Source organism: Alkalihalobacillus phoenicis, from assembly GCF_047302405.1.
Classification (GTDB): domain Bacteria; phylum Bacillota; class Bacilli; order Bacillales; family Bacillaceae_D; genus Alkalihalobacillus.
In genome coordinates this window covers 1,319,333-1,339,883 of record NZ_CP154853.1, presented here as the reverse complement: position 1 = coordinate 1,339,883, position 20,551 = coordinate 1,319,333, and the positions used below count along the sequence as shown (strand labels likewise).

The window sequence follows — 20,551 nt, the reverse complement described above, 5'->3', positions numbered from 1 at the left end:
TTTTCCCTCCACTTTTTTGTTCTTATCTTTACTATCGTCTTAACTGAATAATTGTTAAGTCTCTCTTTCCATTCTTTCAATCATGAGTAAAATTTCCGCCATTACCGAATAAAGCTGTGGTGGAATTTGTTCTCCCAAATCAACCTCTAATAAATTTGCTAATAGATGAGAGTCCTCTTGCATTTCAATATTATGCTCTTTAGCCATATCCAAAATTTGATTCGCTATTTGCCCTCGTCCTTGGGCTACAACCCTTGGAGCGTCTTGATTTTGTTCATCATACCGAATGACGGCTACACTTTTCCCGTTATGTTTTTGGCGTTTTGTTTGATTGATATATTGATAATGATTCATATTTTGTAATCAAACCCTTCCTCCGTAAAGACTGCTTTTTGTGTATTTTCTATGACTGGTTGTTCCATAGCTTTTTCCTCCAATGGTTTCATTTGTTCAAAACGAATCCCATTTAAGGAATAGCCAATTTCACTTAATTTTGCGATCGCACTCTCCACGTATGGGGTCATTTTTCCTTCAAAATGAGGAGCGTCATTTTTTAATGTAATGGATAACTGACGGTTTGCAGCAGATATCGAAATACCTAACTCCCCTAATTTTTTTGTTTCTAATAAAAAATATAGGGAGCAATTTTCCCAATCTAATTGTTCACCACCATTGCGAGCTTTTAAAAACAGTTGAATGTTTTCTACTTGTTCTCCCATTAAGAGCGGCAATTGAAACATCATATTTTGCATGTGGCTATGAGGTTCGGAACGACTCAAAAGCTGTTGTCCCGTAAGGTTTTGCAATGCTTGACTTGCCAGTTGTTGAACTCTTCCTTCTGACTCATTTTTAGCGATTTGCATTAATTGTGATTTAATATCCCTTGGTTCCATTTCAATGTTCCGATTCGGCTGCTTTAATAATTGTTGAGCGACGTCTGACTCACGATTAAACCCTAACTGCTTAAAGGCTTCAAATAAAGTACGACTACTTGCCTCTCGGTGGGTCATTGGTCTTTCTATAGAAGGTCTTTGCTCAGGCATATCACTTCGATTTAATTCATTTGTAGATATATGTCTTACCTTTGTTTCTGACGGTTTAAAAACAAGCGACTCCATATTCCCTTTTACTTCTTGCACGATTGCTCGGGCTTGCTGGAATTGACCAGTCTGCAACAAACTTCTCGCTTCTTGTAATTGACTGCTCGCTTTTAGTAAAGAACGTTCTGTTTTCATATCGGTAAATAAAAGCATTTCACTTTTCATAATGGCATGATCTAATTTTTTTATGACGGTTTCAAGTAATGGTTTTGTTTGTTTAGAGTTTGGAAGCAATTCCTGTTGCCTTACCACCACATCTAACGTCCTGGAAATATCTCTTTGTGTTTGTTTAAAAGAATCGGTTAATTCAGCCATTTTTTCGGTGACCGTTGTCACAGCGATCTGTTTACTTATTCCTTGAATTGGCACAGCTTCATTACCTTTTAAATAAGCGGATGATATAAAGTCTTTATCACTTACTTGATCTAATCCTTGTAAAACCGTTTGGATGATTTGTCTTGCCTTCAATTCCCGACCGTCTTCTAGCTTTGATTCTGCCTGAGTAATATTGCTTTGTATGTTTTCTATCATTTCATTTGTTAACAAAGCTTGATTTTGCAAGAGGAAACTACGTAATTCCGTTAAGATATTTTGAATATTTGGTTCTTTTAACGCTCCTCTTTTTATTTGTTCCACTTGATGTGAGATGTTTTGGGTGGGAAGCGACTCACTTTTTGGTTGTTGAGTAATCGAACCTCCCAAATTTTGACTCTGGAGCATCTCCTCTAATAAAACTTGAACATTTTGGATCGAGGACAGCTGATTCAAAATGTTCGTTTGTGTTAATAAGTGGGAGAGATCATTCGCTTCCGCGCTTCCTAATTTTTGGTTTTGTACCAATTGATTTAACAAGTGTTCTACTCGATTGAACACAGCTTGATTCGGATTTTTTTGCAGTAATGCGGCGACATCTCTTAACGCGGCATCCAGTACTGGCTGTCTATGTAAATCCAGTCCTCGGACATTTAATTGCTCTAGTGCCTTACTATAAGGCTGACCGTGTAAGGCCTCATGGACGCTACGTAACTGGTGTAAGGTCGGTTCTATTTTTTTATGTATTAATGCCTCTAAAGAAGCAAATCTGTTTTTTTGATCGGACCCTTCTGAAAAAAAGGTATGTAATTGTTTGAGCGTTTCTTTTGTAATCGGAATATTTTTTTTATGTAATAGTTCGATTGCTGCTCTTAATTCTGGACTCGCTTTTTGACTTCCTAAACTTAACGTTTGGGAGTTGGTATTATCTGCTACCGAATTCCCTTTATTCGTTTGATTCTGATTGACCTCTTTTAGTGTGAGCATTCCCTCTTTATGATCAACTACTTCAACCGATACCCTCGATTGGTTAGGTACTCCACCAGGAAAAGAGGCTTTCATTTCTTTCCCTTTAATCGAAACAATGGCTTCTTTCTCGTTAAGGCTTTCTTTTATCGTTATTGGCCATTTATCGCCTTGTTTCATTTGGGCCGTTTTTTCGGTAGATTGATTCGTTTGTAAAAGTTGGACATTAATTTGCATAAGTTCAGCTCCTGATATTCACTCTCTTTTATATATCGGCTTTTTTTAAGAATCATTAAACAAAAAACGTGATTTCTTGAATTATTGCTCATCAAGGAAATCACGCTGAAAACTCGTTCGGAGTGTTTCATTATTTTCTTTTATTTCAACTTTTTTGGCATTGGCTTGTGGAAAAACAGCATGGCCATATTTCTCTTTTAATTGTCCTACTGTTTCTAATAATTTATGCTTTTTTTCATCCTCTTTATAATTAAATAAATCAAGCTGTTTATAAGCGTGTTCTTGGTCGATCAAATCATAGGTACTAATACCAAGTAGCCGAATATAATCCCCTTTCCATGCCTTATTAAATAAGTATAAACTTTCTTGGTAAAGGTCATGTTCATCTTGAATCGGGTTTTCTACTTTATGACTCTTTGTGATCGTTTTCCAATTTGCATATCGAACCATAATTTGTATTCCGTATGCACATACTTTTTTCCTCTTTAAACGCCTTTCCACTAAACCCGCAAGTCTTTTTAGTTCATTTTTTATTTTCAATTCATTAATCGTATCATTCGAAAGTGTCGAAGAATGACCGATGCTTTTAAATTCATAAATCGAATCAGGATCCACTTCACGAGTATCGTTTCCTTTTGCTCGTTCACGTAACCTCAAACCATTGACTCCAAAATGTTGCTCCAATAACTGTTTATCGGCATTAGCTAAATCACCAATCGTCTGAATCTCAAGTTTTTTCCACTTTTCAACGGTTCGTTTTCCGATCCCGTGCATTTCACTTATATCCAACGGCCATAATTTGTCTTTTAAATCTCTTTTTCGTAAAATTGTTAAGCCTTTAGGTTTTTGCATATCACTCGCCATTTTCGCTAAAAATTTATTCGGAGCAATCCCGATACTACAAGGTAAATCCATCTCATCAAGCAGTCGTTGCTGGATTTCTTTCGCTAGTTGAACTGGATGACCTTCTTTTAAATAAAAAGTTGCATCAACATAACCTTCATCAATCGAAACGGGTTCCACTAAAGGAGTATAGCTTTTTAATAAATCAAAAAGAGCTTGTGATGCAGCCTTATATCTTGAAAAATTCGGAGGAATGAGCATCAGATGTGGACATAGCTTCATTGCTTGCCATACAGGCATCGTCGTTTTGACGCCTTTCGCTCTGGCTTCATAGCTACTCGTGACAATAATCCCTTTTCTTTTTTCGACATTTCCAGCTATCGCTATCGGTTTGCCTTTTAATTTCGGATTATAAGCCATTTCAACCGAGGCATAAAAACTATTCATATCAATATGAAAAATGACCCGTGACTTTGACATATTGCTCTCCTCCTTTCAGCTTCATTTTATACGAAAGTTTGTTCTTATTCAAATAAAAAAAGAAGCTCATTTCATTAGTGTTTCCACCAACAAATGAACTCCTCTACTATAATTAATCTTCGTCCAATACAGCTTGAGCAATATTAACCGAATGGTCGCCAATTCGTTCTAAATTACTAACGATATCAACAAACACGATCCCTGCACTACCTGTACAAGTGCCTTCATTTAAACGTTTAATATGTTTCTTTCTTAAGTTACGTTCCATCTTATCAATTTCGTCTTCTTTTATTAACACATCTTCAGCAAGTGTCTTATCCAGTGTTTTTAAAGATTCTAATGCTTCTTTATAAGTTGTTACGGTTAAATCGATCATTACTTCTAATTCTTCAAGAGCACTGTCCGATAAATCAAATTTATTCGCTAATTGATAATCAACAAGCTCTTTAACATTTTCCATATGATCACCGACTCGTTCAATGTCACGCACCGCGTTAACGAGCACGGTATGAAGTTTTGTATCGGCTTCAGACATCGTATGCCCTGACATGCTAACAAGATAGTCAGTTACAGCGTGGTCGAACGTATTAATCGCTTCTTCATACTGCATAACAAGCTCGCCATACTTTTTATCTTTTGTTTTTAAATAGTTTGTCGCTTCATTTAATCCTTCAGTTGCATAATTCCCCATTTTTAACACTTCTTCTCTTGCTTGACCAAGAGCAATTGAAGGAGATTGTTCCAATAAAAGCGGACTAATATTCGGTTTATATGCAATCACTTTATCTTCACCCGGTATCAGCTTCGTGACAATCCAAGCCAGTACCCCTACGAATGGCAGTTGAATAATGGTATTCATAATATTATATGAGCCGTGAGCAAAAGCAATCGTCATTTGTGCATTTAAGTTCAGTGAACTTTGGAAATAAGCGATTAAGTTTGTAAATGGATGTAATAATATTAAGAAGATAACCGCACCAATTAAGTTAAAAACGACATGTACAAGTGCAGCACGTCTTGCGGCAATTGAAGTTCCAATAGCTGCTAACACAGCCGTTACTGTCGTCCCTAAATTATCTCCTAGTAATACAGGTAATGCTGCATCTAATGACATCGCACCTTCAGCAAAAAGACCTTGTAAAATACCAATTGTTGCTGTAGAACTTTGGATGATAACCGTCATCACTGTTCCAACTAAAACACCAAGAAGTGGATTATCACTCATTGATAAAGTTAATTGTGAAAAGGAATCTAATTGACTTAAAGGCTTCATGGCCCCACCCATTAATTCTAAACCATAAAATAGAGCACCAAAGCCAAAGAATCCTTGTCCAATATAATTTAAAATGGGCTTCTTAAAGAAAAATAGTAACGCGGTACCTACAAACAATATAGGTAATGCATACGCTCCTACATCAATTCCAATGATAAAAGCTGTTACCGTCGTCCCAACGTTAGCCCCCATAATGACACCAATAGCTTGTCTTAATGTCATTAAACCAGCACTTACTAAACCTACAGTCAGCGCCGTCGTACCTGAGCTAGATTGAATTAAAATTGTAACAAGAATACCTGCTAAAACACCCATAAATGGATTAGAGGTCCATTTATCTAATATTTCTCTTAAACTATCGCCTGCAGCATTCTTTAAGCCATCTCCCATGTATTTTATTCCAAATAGGAAAATACCTAAACCACCAAGAAAATAAAATAAAGTCTCTTGGAAATCAATTTCAACCATTCGTTCCACTCCTAGAGGATTTTTTCTAATTCCGTGTACAAGCATAAACTCTTTTTTTCACTCTGTAAACAGAGCCTATTTATCATTTACATACTTTTAACATTAGGAATTAAATCTTTACAAAACCTTTACAAAACAAACCTAAAAATTGGCAATTAACTTCAGACTAATCAAAATCGTCGGTTTATTTCGTGATAATAAAACTAATTATCTTTACATTATTTACAATGGTTCTTTTAGAATCTTAACAAGTTTTGTCAAATAAAAATAAAAATCTCTCAATTATTCATCATCAATTGCATGATCTCTTTAAGTAAGTTAGTGTAAATATATAAGACAATTCTTTAAAGAAATTGGGAGGGGTTATCATGCCAATGAAATTAATTGACTCAGGTCAAGCTGACACCTACACCGTTTTTTATGAACATGTCAAAATGATCATAAACAGTCACCATGATTCAGGATCCAATCCCATAACCATTTCAGACCTATCACTTCTTACTGGTAAAAGCGAAGAGTTTATCTTAGAATGTTTAGAATTTGGCCCAAGCCATTTGAACCTAACTGTTTATCATTAAGTGAATAATTATAGTGTAACCTAAAATCCGGTATGGATTCAGATAATGCCGATGCAATTACGCTCAAGAAAAAGAGGCCGGGACATAACCCTCCTCTGATCTGAAAAGCCGGTAATGTTACCGGCTTTCGTTCTATTTATTAGAATCAAAGTGAATGGCGCTCAATTCACCGCTCCCTTGTGAACCTCCTCCTTATTTTTTTAATATAAAATAAGGAATTTCCAATAAGAAAAAGTTGGATGACCTTCATTTTAGTCACCCAACTCATTTTTAGATAGTTTTGCCCTTACCTCTTTTTCTTATTTTGCTACTTGCCCGATAATTGTTATAACAAGTTCAGCTAACTTATTTAACTCTGTAATCGACATTCGTTCATTTTTTGTATGAATTTCTTCATAACCAACGGCTAAATTAACGGTTGGGATTCCCATACCAGCAATGACATTGGCATCACTTCCCCCACCACTATGTAATAACTTAGGTTCTCTTCCAATTGTTTGAATCGCCGTTTTTGCGACCTCGACAACTTCGTCTCCATCTGCTCTCTTATAACCTGGATACATGATTATCACTTCTACAGTCGCTGTTGTTCCCATTTTTGCCGCGGTTTCTTCAAAAGCTGCTTTCATTTTAACCACTTGCTCATCAAGTTTTTCATTTATTAATGAACGAGCTTCTGCTAAAATTTCCACATGATCACAAACAATATTCGTTTGTGTTCCCCCTTCAAAACGTCCAATATTAGCTGTTGTTTCGGCATCAATTCGTCCTAAAGGCATCGCAGATATCGCTTTTGCCGCAACAGAAATGGCAGAAATTCCTTTTTCTGGTGCAACCCCTGCATGTGCCGTTTTCCCATGGACAACCGCCTTAATTTTTGCTTGTGATGGAGCAGCAACAATAATATCACCAACAGGACCGTCACTATCCAAAGCAAAACCATATTTCGCCTGTAAATGTGCTTTATCTAATGCTTTAGCACCAACAAGTCCTGACTCTTCTCCTGCCGTAATAATAAACTGAACCGTACCATGCTCTATGTTCTCTTCCTTTAAGACTTGAATCGCTTCAATCATTACAGCAAGTCCAGCCTTATCATCTGCACCTAAAATTGTCGTGCCATCAGTCACTACATAGTCCCCATCAATAGAAGGTTTTACTCCAATACCAGGAACAACCGTATCCATATGGGAAGTAAAATAAATCGGGTCAACTCCATCTTTTGTTGCAGCTAAGGTACAAATTAAATTACCTGCCCCATGTCCCGTTTTGGCTGCTGAATCATCCTCAAAAACATCTAACCCTAAATCCGTTAGTACTTTTTTTAAATATTGAGCAATTTCTCCTTCATACTTTGTTTCCGAGTCAATTTGAACAAGCTCTAAAAACTGATTCAATAAACGTTCTTTGTTAATTGTCATGATTTTTGCCTCCAAATGAAATAAAATCACTTATGATCTTACACGATCCTGAAACAGAAATCACCTTTTTCCTTTATTCTTCTATTAAGAACGGTTAAATTTGAACTCGTTTTCAGAAAACCACTTGTCCATATGACCAATTCACAGTAAAATAGAAGTAGTGATGATTAGGAGGGTTAATATGCCACGTAAATTTCAGAAAGCCATTATATACATTATGATTATTACTATGGTACTTGGAACAGTCTTAATGGGAGTTAGTATTTTTTAATGAGTAAAATCCAATAGATAAAAAGCCGACTTCTTGAGTCGGCTTTTTTGTTTACTTTTTGGCATAAGTCTGAACGTGCTTCTAACTTTCTAGATTTACAAAAAGCATCTCTAAAATTAAGAATTCCGACTCCATTATATTATTCAATTGCCCCTAATGTCTTTGCCAACTCCTCAAAGCTTAAATCCTCTTCTGTTATTAAAATCTGTGTCCCTAATGGAATAAATTCATAGAGTTCTTCAATCACTTCATTTGGTAATCGAACACATCCTGCCGTTATGTATTGTCCAATTTGCTCAGGATGATTTGTGCCGTGAATCCCATAAGTTCGACCGTCTGTATCTTTTGCATCAAAACCAATCCACCTAGTCCCCAATGGATTATTTTCAGCTCCACCTTCAATATTTAATTTACGATAATAAGGGTCTTTTGCCTTAACTATAATCGTAAATTGTCCTAAAGGAGTTGCATTTGTTATTTGTCCACTCGCCACCTGATGAACCTGTTTGATTTCTCCATCCTTAATAAAAGCTAATTCATTATAAGCTAAGTTAACAATAATGAGAGGATCTCCTATTGAAGGGTTATCCCCTAACGGCCATATCGGTGAAATCACCAAAATGAGGCTTAAAACGGTAGATAATAGTTTTGGCATAACACAAAATACCTTCTCTCATTCTTTTTCAGTCTTTCATTTATTTTGAACGAGAGCGAGTCGATTTATCCACTTCATTCCATAATTTATCTTTAATCCGTAAATACTGTTCTAATTCATAGACGATATATAAAAGGGTCGAACGTGTTTCAAATTCAGCACGCGTTTGCGGGAGCTCCATTTCTTTAAACTCAGCACGCATCGTCTCGAGCTGTTCCAAAAAGTAAGCCACGTAATTATTCGGGCTGACCGCTTTTGATAATTTTTCAATATACTCAGCAATCATTTTACTTTGTTTAGTTTCTGAATGAAGCGAAGATACAAAAGGCATCAGGCGCTCAATCACTTCAAATTGTTTTTCTCTCATATTAAAATATTGATAATAATGATCATCATATTTTAAAATGTGGTTATTCATACTGCGCCTGGCCAATTGTTTCCCTTCTTTTAACAATTGGACGGTCTCGTTTATTTCCTTCCCGTCCCAACGGTTATCACCTTGTTTTAGAAAGGTTGCCAATTCATTTAAGATTGTTGAAAATTGCTCCTCGATTTCTTTTCGGTAACGCCTTAATTCCTTTTCTTCGCTAGGCATATATAAGTTCATTAACAATGCTACGCCAACACCAATTAAAATTAATAATAGTTCATTGAAAAAAATCGCCCATGAAAAAGCTTCAAGTACATATAAATGAAGCAAAATAACACAGCTCGTTATTAGCCCTTCTTGAATTCGAAGCATAACGACCAACGGAATATACAGCAACAACAAAACACTTAAACTAAACGGGTTATAACCAAGTAATTCAAAAATAGCCGCACTTAATACAAGAGCGATCACACAAGCTAGAATTCGTGCCCATGATACGGCTAAGGAATGTTTTCTCGTGACAGATATACAAAGTATCGTAATAATTGCCGCTGATGAATAAAAATCCAACCCTAAAAGACTTGCAATTGCAATTGACAGACCCGCTCCTAAAGCTGTTTTTAATGTACGATAACCAATTTTGTACGGTGGCCATTTTTTTATATGTAAATTCACTATCATTCTCCTATATTTTTCTGGCATCTTTAAAATATAATTATACGTCTCCGCACTACTTAATTCTAGTTTGGTTTATAACTTTTATACGAACTTCATCAATTTTTAACCTGCCGCACAAACAGAATTAGATCAAAAAAAATGCCCGAACACTCGAGCATTTTTTTCTTATAAAACTTTTTCTAAAAATTCCTTCGCCCTTGCTGACTGTGGGTTTGTGAAAAATTGCTTTGGGTCTGCTTCTTCTACTAACAAACCATTATCTAAAAAGAGAACACGATCCGCCACTTCACGTGCGAAGCCCATTTCATGTGTGACGATCGCCATCGTCATCCCAGATTCAGCTAAATCTTTCATAACCTCTAATACTTCTTTGACCATTTCTGGATCAAGAGCAGAAGTCGGCTCATCAAATAACATAATTTCTGGCTCCATTGCGAGTGCACGTGCAATCGCGACACGCTGTTTTTGTCCACCAGATAAACGATTTGGATAAGCATCTCTTTTCTCTAATAATCCAACTTTTTTCAAAAGCTCTTCTGCCTTTTTAGCAGCCTCTGCTTTAGAAAGTCCCTTTACCTTAATAGGAGCATACGTAATATTCTCTAATACCGTCATATGAGGAAAGAGATGAAAGTGTTGAAAGACCATCCCTATTTGCTGACGTACCTTGGAAATTTCAACTTTAGGATTGGTAATATCAATATCACCAACGCTAACTTCTCCAGAACTTGCCGTTTCTAACTTATTTAAGCACCTTAAAAAGGTCGATTTTCCTGATCCGGACGGACCAATAATCGCTACGACATCCCCTTTATCAATCGACGTTGATATTCCTTTCAGCACTTCATTTTTTCCAAATGATTTTTTTAATTCGTTAACATTAATCACCGCGTTTTAATCTCCTTTCTAGAAGGCGACCAAGAACGGTTAAGCCCATTACTAATAAATAATAGATAAGTCCAATAAATAAAAGTGTTTCAAAATAACGATGTAGTTGCGCATTCACAATTTGAGCACGTCTCATTAAATCAGTTACAGCAATTGTAGAAACGATTGCTGATTCTTTTGTTAAATTAATAAATTCATTAAATAACGCTGGTAATATGTTCTTAAAAGCTTGAGGCAAAATAATATTTATCATCATTTGGCGATTCGATACGCCTAATGCCATTGCTGCTTCCTTTTGTCCTTTATCAACTGCTTCAATTCCAGCTCGAATAATTTCCGACACATACGCACTTGAATTCAATCCAAAAGCTAATACCCCTGCGACATAGGCAGAAATTGGAATCCCAAATTGAGGAGGAGCAAAATAAAATAAGGAAAGTTGTAAAATGAGTGGTGTCCCTCTAAAAATCGATGTATAAATATCTGCACTCCAACGAAGTACTTTAAAACGACTTATTTTCATAACCGATAAAACAATCCCTAAAGCTAATCCGATAATTAAAGAGACCGAGACAAATTTTAGGGTGACCCATATCCCCTCGGTTATATAGGGGATATAGGGTACAATTTGACTAAAATCTAAATCCATAAAAAATATCCTTTCTTCTATCTGAAAGTGATAATGGATTATTCTGCATCACGGATCCACTCATTAATAAGCTCGTCCATTAGTCCACTTTCAATCATTTCATTTAATTTTTCATTAAACTCTTCTACTAACTCACTATCTTTGTTAAAAGCAATAGCATAACCAGTTTCCCCTTCAGTAACCACTTCAAACGAGGTGAATGTTTGCTGTTGTTTAAGATGCCCATCTGCAACTGAATCTTCCATTAAAATTGCGTCAATTCGACCAGATAAAAGTTCTTGTACAATTTCAGGAATTCGATTTAGTTGGACAACATCAAATCCATACTCCTCAGAAAGTTCATCAGCCGCTTCTTCTTGTATGGAACCTAACTGAACCCCAACGGTTTTTCCTACTAAATCTTCTAAAGTTTCAATCCCTGAATCTTCTTGTATAACCATTAAGTTGTGAGCATCATAATAATTATCTGAGAAATCAAGGTTTTCTTTACGTTCTTCTGTCGGTGTCATTGCTGATAATACAAAGTCTACGCGACCGTTCTGTAAGGCTGGTGGTAATGAATTAAAGTCCATATCTTCAATTTTCAAATCATAACCAAGTTCAGAAGTAATATGTTTAGCAATATCAATATCAAAACCTACAAACTCATCAGAAGTGATGTCAACCGATTCAAATGGTGGGTAGTCAGCAGACGTTCCCATAACTAATGTCTCTGCATCCGGTGTATCGCCCGAAGCTTCATTATTATCATTTTCGTCTGCTGTTCCACATGCTGCTAATAACCCTAAAGAAAGGACTGCTGTAAATCCTAAAGTTGACCATTTATGTCTTTTCATTTTTCCTGCCTCCACCTATTTAATTATATAATAAAATAATATTTATACTTACTCATGCATAATAACACATTCATATTTTAATTTAAACTATTTTTTCAAAAAATGATTTCCGGAAATAATATTTAGAAAATTAAATTTATTATACCACAAAAAAAAGAAAGCAACGGTGACCGTTACTTTCTTTCTATCATTAATTATTGATTATTCAAAACCACCGTCTTCTGTTTCTTCCATTTCTAATGTCGGCTCTTCATTTAATGCTGGATCATCCATCTCTCCATCTCCACCACACGCTGCTAACACACTAACTGATAACGCACCTGCTGCTAACATATACAATAATTTTTTACTCATTTGAATTTCCTCCTCCATAGTTTTAAAGATTTAATGTGATGTTTTTTCTTGTTCTACTCTAATACTACCCAAAGAAACGGCTAATGATAACGCTTTTTCCTCCATTTACAAGTTTTCACAATAGACTTCAAATTTTCTCATTAAATTCTTACACATTTTGGTTTTTTTATTCAAAAATTTCAGTATTTTATTACACACCTTTACAATTCCATAAAAAAAAGCCCTCTCCAGAAGGCTCATTTGTTACTTATTCATTGATTTAAACGGGCACTTCTCTTGGATTGGCTCACAATCATCACTTATAAAAAATTGTTTCCATTCATGATGGTTTTGATCTCCATAGTGGCTTATGTCTGGATGTTTAGATAAACCATCCCACTCCTCCACTCTATTTCTAACCACTTCTCTTGAATAAATGCCATTCTGTTCGGTTCCTTCTAATCCTTCAAAAATGAGCCTCGGCTGAAAGCCAATCACCATACTTTGACCTAAATTCCTCGTTTTTCTTTGTTTATACGCAGGAGCATTGGCAAATGAGAAAAGCGACTCCTCTTCAAAACAAAATGACCATAAATGATGTTCAGGATCACTTGGTGTGTGCAATGGCCATGCTTTATCATCCTGAGTATTTAAATATTGGAGAACATCCCAAAAATATCGTCGATAATACTGTAAAGGCTGCTCCTTTTCTTCAGGTTCAACAAAAACAAATAACCCTCTTCTCACTAAGGGACGCTGCTTGGTTAATTCCAAAAAATCTTTTAATGTTTTAGGTAGGTGGCTCCAGTCAGCATGAGGTAAAAAAGAGTATCGTAATTCTCCTAATTGTTCTGCTTTCCTTCCAAAAAAACAAGGAAAATCTTTTTTTAATACTACCTGTTGAAACTGCTTATAACTTACATTGAACCAGCTTGGTAATAAAACTTGAGACATTGACTTTTGATCTAATAAGTAGCTCTTTTTCACCATGTACACTCCTCTCGCCAAATTATATGAATAACCTGTTTATTCTAGAAGTTCAACTTAAGTGTTGATATAAGATAAAAAAGAGATCTTTTATAAACTAAGAGAAAAAGGGCTATGAAATTGATTAAAAGGCACAAAAAAGCTGTGGGATAAGGTCATAAAAGGACCTTATTCCACAGCCTCATGACTGACGAAAATGATAAAAAATTAAGTAGTCTAAAGCAAACGTTTGTCCTTAACCTAAAGTTCTTATGTTAATAAAACTTCTTCTGGTATCGGGATAAAAGCAGGCAATATAACTTCAACTTTTGTACCAACATCAATTTCACTATGAACATTTAATATGCCATTATGATGTTCTAATATTTTGTAACAGACCATCAAGCCTAAACCTGTCCCTTTTTCCTTTGTTGAATAAAAAGGTTCCCCCAATCTATCGATTCTTTCTTTAGAAATTCCACAACCATTATCTTCAATTTGAATACACACTTGTTCATCGGGGTGATTTTTTAATTTCAATTTAATTTTTCCATTTAGTTCAACCGCTTCTATTGAATTGCGAATTAAATTCATAATCGCTTGTTTCAACTGCTTCTCACTCCCATATATCGGTGGGACTTCTTCATATTCAAATTCAAAAAAGACATTCTTTATAATGGATTGAGTTTCCGTTAACTTTATAATTTGTTCCAATAATTTTTGAACATTGATACGTTTAAAAGGAGTCTCATAATTAGGTTTGGCCAATGTTAAATATTCAAATATAATCGATTCGACTCTTTCTAATTCTTCCATAATAAGCGTTAGAAATTGCTCATTATACATTTTTTCCTTTTGAAAAAGTTGCAAAAATCCTTTTACCGATGTTAATGGATTACGGATTTCATGAGCAACACCTGCAGCCATCTGAGCAACAGCTGAAAGCTTATCTGATTTTCTTAATATATTATCGACTCTTTTCCTTTCAGAAACATCTTTAAAAATCGTACGATAGGCAGGTTTTCCGTGATATAAAATAATCGTTGTTGAAGCCTCCACTTCTCGATATTCTCCATTTATACAACGTAATCGAAAGATAGTCGTCGTCATTTTCTTTTTATCAGTTAACAGTAAACGAATGTTCTCTTTTGCCCTTCGATACTCTTGACCGATAAAGAGTTTACTTAATGCATGTCCGACAATGTCATTTTTATCATTTGCTTTAAATAATTTAATGCCTGCTGGATTCATATAAATAAACTTATGACCATCGTGAACAGTAATCGTTTCCGGAATATGTTCAACTAAACTCCGATAATGCAATTCGCTATCACGTAGAAACTGCTCGGCTTTTTTCCTTTTTGAAATATTCAGAAAAAATAAAGTGATCTTTTCTTCCGTTCTGTACGCTCGAATATCATACCAGCAGTCCAATTTCGTAATATAATGTTCCGTCTCAAACCTTTCTTCTCCTGCTAAAAATTCATTGATTTTATTTGTAATTTCTATATCTTGCTCTTTTAATAAATTCCAAAAATTAAGATGAGGAATTTCATTTGACTGTTTCCCTAACATCTTACACGCCTCTTTGTTCATAAAAAGAACCTTACCATCAACATGGATGGTCATCATTGCATCTTTGAGGTTTTCTAAAACTATTTTGGGCAATGTACGATTCATTTCTTTCTCCTCATTGCTTTCTCGCCAATCATAAAAATGAGGAGGAGTGCTCTCATTAATCGGTTCAAATTGAAGTAAATATAGTTCTTGTTCATTACTTTCTTTTGTTAATGGACTAATAACAGCATTAACCTCTGTTTTCTTCCCTGAAGAATGAATCAGCTTAATATTAGTTTTCATAGTATGATGATTATAAAACATTAACTTTAGGTGGGCATCTTTTTCTAACAAAGAATAAAAAGATAACATTAATAATTCCTCACGCTTATATCCTAAATGTTCACAAAGGGTATCATTAACATGAATAATCTCCCCTTGATCATTTATAACAGACTGCCAAGTAACAGTAGCATTAAAACACCTTTGAAATAATGGTACTACATCCATATCCATTCTCCCTTAACTTTATGAGTTCAGTAATATTATTCTCTTTTCACTATACAATTCCTCCTAATATCTGAAATAGTTACAGTTTTTTTAGCGACATTTTTCAACATATACAACGTTATCATGACTACTTTCTGGAAGGATCTGTAGTTTCTCCCATGAAGGAACATTTTTCCATTGATTAACTTTAAAACAGTGAACCTCAAACGACATAGTTCTCCTTTTTCCTTAGTCAAAAAACTACTTTTTTAAAATTAAAATTTCCTTCACCTTTTTTTATCTTTCTTTCGATTTATAAATTGAAAGGAGGTGAACGAGATGGAAAATCAAAATTCACGTTTAGCGATGACCTTTATTATAGGAACCGATTCATACGGAGATACCGTTTTTACAACTAAGTCCTTTCAAAATGTAAAAGGAGAAGCAGCAGATGTTGATTTAGTGCAATTTGTCCAATCATTTGTATCCCTACAATCACTTGAGCTTGATTCAGCAACACGTACTAACCAGTATGGAATTATTTAATCTAGCTACGTCATCAAAATGTTCACTTTTAAGTTGAAACAAATGGCTTTTGATTAACCAAAACGGAGTCAGCTGAATGCCGGGAGACTCCTGCGGGATTAGTGAGGAACGGGAGACCCCGCAGTTTTACGAGGAGGCTCCCGACCCACCCGCGGAACGCGTAGGGCATGCAGTTGACGGAGTAATCCAAACTCCACTCCTCTCGCTTCTGACCAAACGAACTTCGCTTTTTATTCAATCTAGCTACGTCCGTTAGAAGCTCGAGAAAAATCGGTTCGTCTTTTGAAGACAAAAAGCGTCTTCATAAGCCGCCCCTTATTTTTTCTCGCTTCTGACCAAACGGACTCCGCTTTATAATTAAGGAGGAAAAAAATGAGTAAAAAACTTGAGTTATTATTTGAAAATGAAACAGAAAAACAAGTAACCGTTTCTGTTGATTATCCTACTGAACCTGTTAATCCAGAGGCGATTTACGAAGCAATGCTAGAAATGATTTCTGCTAATGTCCTCACTTCAAATGGTGGAGATATCACAGCCATTCGTGGTGCCCGTTTAGTGGACAGACAAGTAGAAACCATCGAGCTCCCAATCTAATGATTTCTTTAGAGTCATGGCTTCCTTTTATTGCAGAATATAGCTTTCCTGTTATTGTTACCTTTTATTTGCTCCATCGCCTCGAGCAAAAATTAGACCATGTCATTTTAGCTGTAGAACAACTCCCCCACAAAATGGAGTCATAATAATGCAAACACTCATAACTAGATTACTAGTTATGAGTGTTTTTTTACATAATTTTCATTTATTAAAACCATACTATGATAAGTCTAGAAAAGGAGGATTGTGTGTAATGTCTTGGTTTTCTTTTAAAAAGAAATTAACGATGCCCAAAATAGAAGAAAGTGAATTCAGTACCTTCAGTCAAGCAATTGAAAAGCACAAACAATCAAGTGACTTCACTCATCACCAATTTTATACACAATCTCAAAAACTGTGGTTATCCTATTACCAACCATTAATCAATCATATTAAATTGGAACGCCAAGTTATTGAACCTCTCCGGAATGGTTTTTTCATTAACCTAGATGACATAATTCCACTTCTTCATGTAGAAAATGTAAAGATAGTTCATAGTCCGATGGAAATGACTGAACTTCTGATGATAGGTGCTGTCGTTATCCAGCTCATTGAAGAATCACAAGAAACTTGTTTAATTGCGATGCTCCCACAGGAAGAAGTCCGAGATGTCACCATCCCTGAAGTTGAATTCAGTGTTATAGGTCCAAAAGAAGCCTTTGTTGAGGCAATTGACGTCAATATAAATTTAGTTCGTAAAAGACTTCCAACACCTAATCTCATAACAAAGGAATATACAATTGGTACTCTTTCTAAAACAAAAGTTATTATTATGTACCTAGATTCAATTGCTAATAATGAAAACATTAACACGATGATCGAACGGATTACGACGATTGAAATCGAAACAATCAGTGATAGCTCTTATATTAATCAATTAATTGAAGATTTTTCAAATAGCCCATTCCCTCAATTTATTGATACAGAAAGACCGGATCGGGTTGCCGCAGAATTAGCGGAAGGGAAAATAGCCGTTTTTGTAAATGGTTCCCCACAAGTTATTACGGCTCCGACAACATTTATAGAATTTTTCTCTTCCTTTGAGGACTATTTTTTATCATGGCATATTGCTTCTGCCTTTCGCTTAATTCGAATTTTTGCGGTGTGGTTTTCTATTTTTGCTACCCCTCTTTATGTAGCAACCTTAACTTACCATGCTGAAATTATTCCACAGGATTTACTAGCAACTTTAATTTTATCGAGAAATCAGATTCCGTTTCCTCCAATTTTAGAAGCTCTATTTTTAGAAATAACAATTGAATTATTAAGAGAAGCAGGGGCAAGACTGCCAACAAAAGTAGGGCAAACGATTGGTATCGTAGGCGGGATCGTTATTGGAACAGCGGCTGTTGAAGCTGGATTGACAAGTAATGTATTACTGATTTTTGTTGCCCTTGCTGCACTAGCTTCATTTACAACTCCTGTTTATCGGATTGGTAACACCATTCGATTAGTTCGATTCCCTTTTATATTTGCTGCTCAATTATGGGGGTTAATTGGACTGACGATTTTATTTATGTTTTTGTTAGTTCATTTATTATCGATCAAATCATTAAATCGTCCTTATTTAGCACCACTTTACCCACTTAATCTTCGAGATTTTAAGGACGCTTTTATTCGAATGCCTTTTAATTTTCAATCTTCTCGACCTGATCAATTGACTACAAAAAGACCTGAAAAATTCAATAAAAGAAAAGCAAAACAAAAAAAGGATATTGATGAAGGCATGTAACTAGACTGTAGGAAGAAACGAGGCACAATCATGCAAGAGAAAAAAGGGAATATTGAAGCGTTATTAGTAGAACCATTTCTAGTTTTTTACCTTGTCCATTCAATGCAAGCAGGAGTTGGTGTGCTAGGCTTTACAAGGTATTTGGCAGATGCAGCTGGGTACCAAGGATGGATCGCCGTCATTATTAGTGGTTTATGTATTCACCTATTTATTTGGATGATTTATCAAATTCTTGGTCCTAAACAACATGATATTATTACCGTTCATAACCAAACATTCGGACGGATTTTTGGAGGACTTCTCTCGCTTTTTATTGTTGCTTATTTTACCCTCGCTGCCATTGTCGTATTAAGAACTTATATTGAAATCATTCAGATTTGGATTTTTCCTGATATCCCTATATGGTCCATTTGTTTTATTTTAACTTTGTTGGCCTACTATATGATCACTCAAGGGTTTAGAGTCGTCGTGGGGATTAGCTTTTTTAGTATAATCATTCCCTTTTTTCTTTTATTAGCCGCTCTTGTCCCATTAGAATTTGCCGAATTCCATCGTCTTTTGCCTTTATTTGATACGACAATTAAAGAGCAAATCGAAGCGACCAAAACAATGACCTTAAGTTATTTAGGTCCGGAGATTCTTTTATTGGCTTATCCATTTATTAAAAATGGGGTTACCTCTCAAAAATGGGCTCACTTCGGAAATTTATATACGCTATTAATATATTTAATGATTACAATCGTTCATTATTCTTTTTACAGTCCCGGTCATATCGCTACAGTGATTTGGCCATTAATTACTTCTTGGAAAATCGTGCAATTACCGTTTATTGAACGGTTTGAATATTTAGGGATCGCTTCTTGGCTCATTATTATTACCCCAAATATTGCCTTATGTATTTGGGCTGCGAGTCGCGGATTAAAAGAGATGTTCAATTGGCCTCATCGTCAAATGTTAAGACTGATTGCCCTTTCCGTCTTTTTCATTGCCCTTATGTTTCAATCAAGACAAGAAATTGATCAATTAAATAATTTTATGTCGAGCTTAGGTCTTTATTTCTTGTATTTCTATATTCCGATTCTATTTTTAATTACTATGCTCAAAAGGAAGTTGTTCAAATGAATTTATTCTCTAAAACGTTAATATTTATCCCTTTTTGCTGCTTAATGAGTGGCTGTATAGCTACTAATATTATCGATGAAGTCCAACTTATGAATGTGGTAGGTTTTGATTATATTTCGGACAAGCAAATCGAAGCGACCATTAGTGTCCCACTTTACCAACAAGAGTACATGATTATGAGTGAGACGATCTCAGCTCAAGCCAAGGCTAGTCGAGATGCCAGGTTAAAATTAAATACACAATCGTCGAAAAAATTGCATAGTGGTAAACTAAAAACGATTTTAATAAATAACGAACTGGCCAGTAAAGAAGGGATCATGACCACTATTGACAGTTTCACTAGAAATGCAACGATTGGGTTACGTAATCGTATCTGCATTGTCGAAGGAACCGCTAAAGAGATGCTCAGCCAAAAATATGACCATGAGGAAGAAGTGTCTATCTATATAGAAGAACTACTCCAACAGAATATAGAAGGGCAAAACATTCCTGAAACCAATCTTTTGGTCTTTTTAAATCAAAATTACGAGGAAGGTCAAGACCCTTATTTACCTATTTTAAGACAATATGAAAACAGTATCCAAATTAGTGGCTTAGCTTTGTTAAAAGACGATAAATATATTGATTCCATCGATATTACGGAAGCTTTTTTTTTAAAACTTTTGACCCAAAGATTTAATAGGGGGACACATGAACTTGAAATAAAAAACAAAGATGAATATGCGATGATCCGAACCATTCATTCAGTTCCACACTTTCGAATTGAAAAAAATTCAAATGAACCGAATATTGAAATTGACATAAAAATGAAAATTCAGCTGATCGAGTATTCAGGCACTGAGATTTCTGATAAAAAATTAAAGGAGATTCATGATTTACTACAAAAAGATGTAATTGAGCAATCCAAAGCTCTTATTAAGAAGTTTCAAAAGTTAGGGATTGATCCGATTGGTATTGGTAGCTTAGTTCGTTCTAAAAATAGTGATTTTGATTTAAATCAATGGCAAGCTTATTATAAAAATATGGATGTTACCATCAATCCAAAGCTTATCATTGTCGACAAAGGAATCAAGCAATAATATTGAGGTCATATCCGAAGCGTTAATGGTAACTAAAATGCTATAATATATGTACTCTACTTTTTTGGC

The 20,551-nt window shown here is 35.2% G+C and carries 21 protein-coding genes; 8 read left to right on the top strand and 13 right to left on the bottom strand.

From position 1 onward, the window contains the following. Positions 1–54 precede the first annotated feature (54 nt). From AA0017_RS06340 to AA0017_RS06325, 4 genes are all read right to left on the bottom strand, one after another. Complete coding sequence (locus AA0017_RS06340; protein ID WP_413380226.1) at positions 55–354, bottom strand: EscU/YscU/HrcU family type III secretion system export apparatus switch protein; 300 nt, start codon at positions 352–354, stop codon at positions 55–57. Continuing rightward, positions 351–2,615 carry a hypothetical protein gene (locus tag AA0017_RS06335; RefSeq protein ID WP_413380225.1) on the bottom strand — a complete coding sequence of 755 codons (2,265 nt, stop codon included), beginning with the start codon at positions 2,613–2,615 and terminating at the stop codon, positions 351–353. The genes AA0017_RS06340 and AA0017_RS06335 overlap by 4 nt, the downstream gene beginning before the upstream one ends. Positions 2,616–2,696: 81 nt before the next feature. Continuing rightward, positions 2,697–3,938: a DNA polymerase IV gene (locus AA0017_RS06330; protein ID WP_413380224.1), complete on the bottom strand. Its 1,242-nt coding sequence runs from the start codon at positions 3,936–3,938 to the stop codon at positions 2,697–2,699. Between the two features lie 112 nt (positions 3,939–4,050). Beyond that, complete coding sequence (locus AA0017_RS06325) at positions 4,051–5,679, bottom strand: Na/Pi cotransporter family protein (RefSeq protein ID WP_413380223.1); 1,629 nt, start codon at positions 5,677–5,679, stop codon at positions 4,051–4,053. A 368-nt stretch (positions 5,680–6,047) separates the two neighbouring features. Between AA0017_RS06325 and AA0017_RS06320 the strand changes: the two genes are divergently transcribed. Then, positions 6,048–6,257: a hypothetical protein gene (locus tag AA0017_RS06320; protein ID WP_413380222.1), complete on the top strand. Its 210-nt coding sequence runs from the start codon at positions 6,048–6,050 to the stop codon at positions 6,255–6,257. A 299-nt stretch (positions 6,258–6,556) separates the two neighbouring features. Here AA0017_RS06320 and AA0017_RS06315 read toward each other — a convergent pair whose 3' ends face one another. Further along, the gene (locus tag AA0017_RS06315) at positions 6,557–7,678 is read right to left on the bottom strand and encodes a M20/M25/M40 family metallo-hydrolase (RefSeq protein ID WP_413380221.1); all 1,122 of its coding nucleotides are present in this window, start codon (positions 7,676–7,678) and stop codon (positions 6,557–6,559) included. A 181-nt stretch (positions 7,679–7,859) separates the two neighbouring features. Between AA0017_RS06315 and prli42 the strand changes: the two genes are divergently transcribed. Continuing rightward, the gene (prli42, locus tag AA0017_RS06310) at positions 7,860–7,949 is read left to right on the top strand and encodes a stressosome-associated protein Prli42 (protein WP_152563068.1); all 90 of its coding nucleotides are present in this window, start codon (positions 7,860–7,862) and stop codon (positions 7,947–7,949) included. Positions 7,950–8,088: 139 nt separating this feature from the next. On the opposite strand, the gene AA0017_RS06305 is transcribed toward prli42, so the two are convergent. From AA0017_RS06305 to AA0017_RS06270, 8 genes are all read right to left on the bottom strand, one after another. After that, complete coding sequence (locus tag AA0017_RS06305) at positions 8,089–8,604, bottom strand: L,D-transpeptidase (protein ID WP_413380220.1); 516 nt, start codon at positions 8,602–8,604, stop codon at positions 8,089–8,091. A gap of 40 nt (positions 8,605–8,644) precedes the next feature. Beyond that, a complete protein-coding gene (locus tag AA0017_RS06300; RefSeq protein WP_413380219.1) occupies positions 8,645–9,655 on the bottom strand; it encodes an aromatic acid exporter family protein in 1,011 nt (336 codons plus the stop codon). Between the two features lie 162 nt (positions 9,656–9,817). Next, positions 9,818–10,540: an amino acid ABC transporter ATP-binding protein gene (locus tag AA0017_RS06295; RefSeq protein WP_413380218.1), complete on the bottom strand. Its 723-nt coding sequence runs from the start codon at positions 10,538–10,540 to the stop codon at positions 9,818–9,820. Further along, positions 10,533–11,189, bottom strand: coding sequence for an amino acid ABC transporter permease (locus AA0017_RS06290; RefSeq protein WP_413380217.1), 657 nt, complete (start codon positions 11,187–11,189; stop codon positions 10,533–10,535). Before AA0017_RS06290 ends, AA0017_RS06295 begins: the two co-directional genes overlap by 8 nt. 38 nt (positions 11,190–11,227) lie before the next feature. After that, complete coding sequence (locus AA0017_RS06285) at positions 11,228–12,025, bottom strand: transporter substrate-binding domain-containing protein (RefSeq protein ID WP_413380216.1); 798 nt, start codon at positions 12,023–12,025, stop codon at positions 11,228–11,230. A 201-nt stretch (positions 12,026–12,226) separates the two neighbouring features. Beyond that, a complete protein-coding gene (locus AA0017_RS06280; protein ID WP_413380215.1) occupies positions 12,227–12,379 on the bottom strand; it encodes a hypothetical protein in 153 nt (50 codons plus the stop codon). A 243-nt stretch (positions 12,380–12,622) separates the two neighbouring features. Continuing rightward, the gene (locus tag AA0017_RS06275; protein WP_413380214.1) at positions 12,623–13,345 is read right to left on the bottom strand and encodes a YqcI/YcgG family protein; all 723 of its coding nucleotides are present in this window, start codon (positions 13,343–13,345) and stop codon (positions 12,623–12,625) included. A gap of 249 nt (positions 13,346–13,594) precedes the next feature. Beyond that, positions 13,595–15,391, bottom strand: coding sequence for a PAS domain S-box protein (locus AA0017_RS06270; protein WP_413380213.1), 1,797 nt, complete (start codon positions 15,389–15,391; stop codon positions 13,595–13,597). A gap of 318 nt (positions 15,392–15,709) precedes the next feature. Here AA0017_RS06270 and AA0017_RS06265 point away from each other — a divergent pair, with 318 nt between their 5' ends. The 6 genes from AA0017_RS06265 (at position 15,710) to AA0017_RS06240 (ending at position 20,482) form a co-directional block, all read left to right on the top strand. Continuing rightward, a complete protein-coding gene (locus AA0017_RS06265; RefSeq protein ID WP_413380212.1) occupies positions 15,710–15,916 on the top strand; it encodes a DUF1659 domain-containing protein in 207 nt (68 codons plus the stop codon). Between the two features lie 372 nt (positions 15,917–16,288). Further along, positions 16,289–16,510, top strand: a complete 222-nt coding sequence (locus tag AA0017_RS06260; protein WP_413380211.1) for a DUF2922 domain-containing protein — start codon at positions 16,289–16,291, stop codon at positions 16,508–16,510. Continuing rightward, positions 16,510–16,656: a YvrJ family protein gene (locus AA0017_RS06255; RefSeq protein ID WP_413380210.1), complete on the top strand. Its 147-nt coding sequence runs from the start codon at positions 16,510–16,512 to the stop codon at positions 16,654–16,656. Before AA0017_RS06260 ends, AA0017_RS06255 begins: the two co-directional genes overlap by 1 nt. 107 nt (positions 16,657–16,763) lie before the next feature. Beyond that, a complete protein-coding gene (locus AA0017_RS06250; protein ID WP_413380209.1) occupies positions 16,764–18,281 on the top strand; it encodes a spore germination protein in 1,518 nt (505 codons plus the stop codon). A gap of 30 nt (positions 18,282–18,311) precedes the next feature. Then, the gene (locus AA0017_RS06245; RefSeq protein WP_413380208.1) at positions 18,312–19,403 is read left to right on the top strand and encodes a GerAB/ArcD/ProY family transporter; all 1,092 of its coding nucleotides are present in this window, start codon (positions 18,312–18,314) and stop codon (positions 19,401–19,403) included. After that, positions 19,400–20,482 carry a Ger(x)C family spore germination protein gene (locus AA0017_RS06240; protein ID WP_413380207.1) on the top strand — a complete coding sequence of 361 codons (1,083 nt, stop codon included), beginning with the start codon at positions 19,400–19,402 and terminating at the stop codon, positions 20,480–20,482. Before AA0017_RS06245 ends, AA0017_RS06240 begins: the two co-directional genes overlap by 4 nt. Positions 20,483–20,551: the final 69 nt, after the last annotated feature.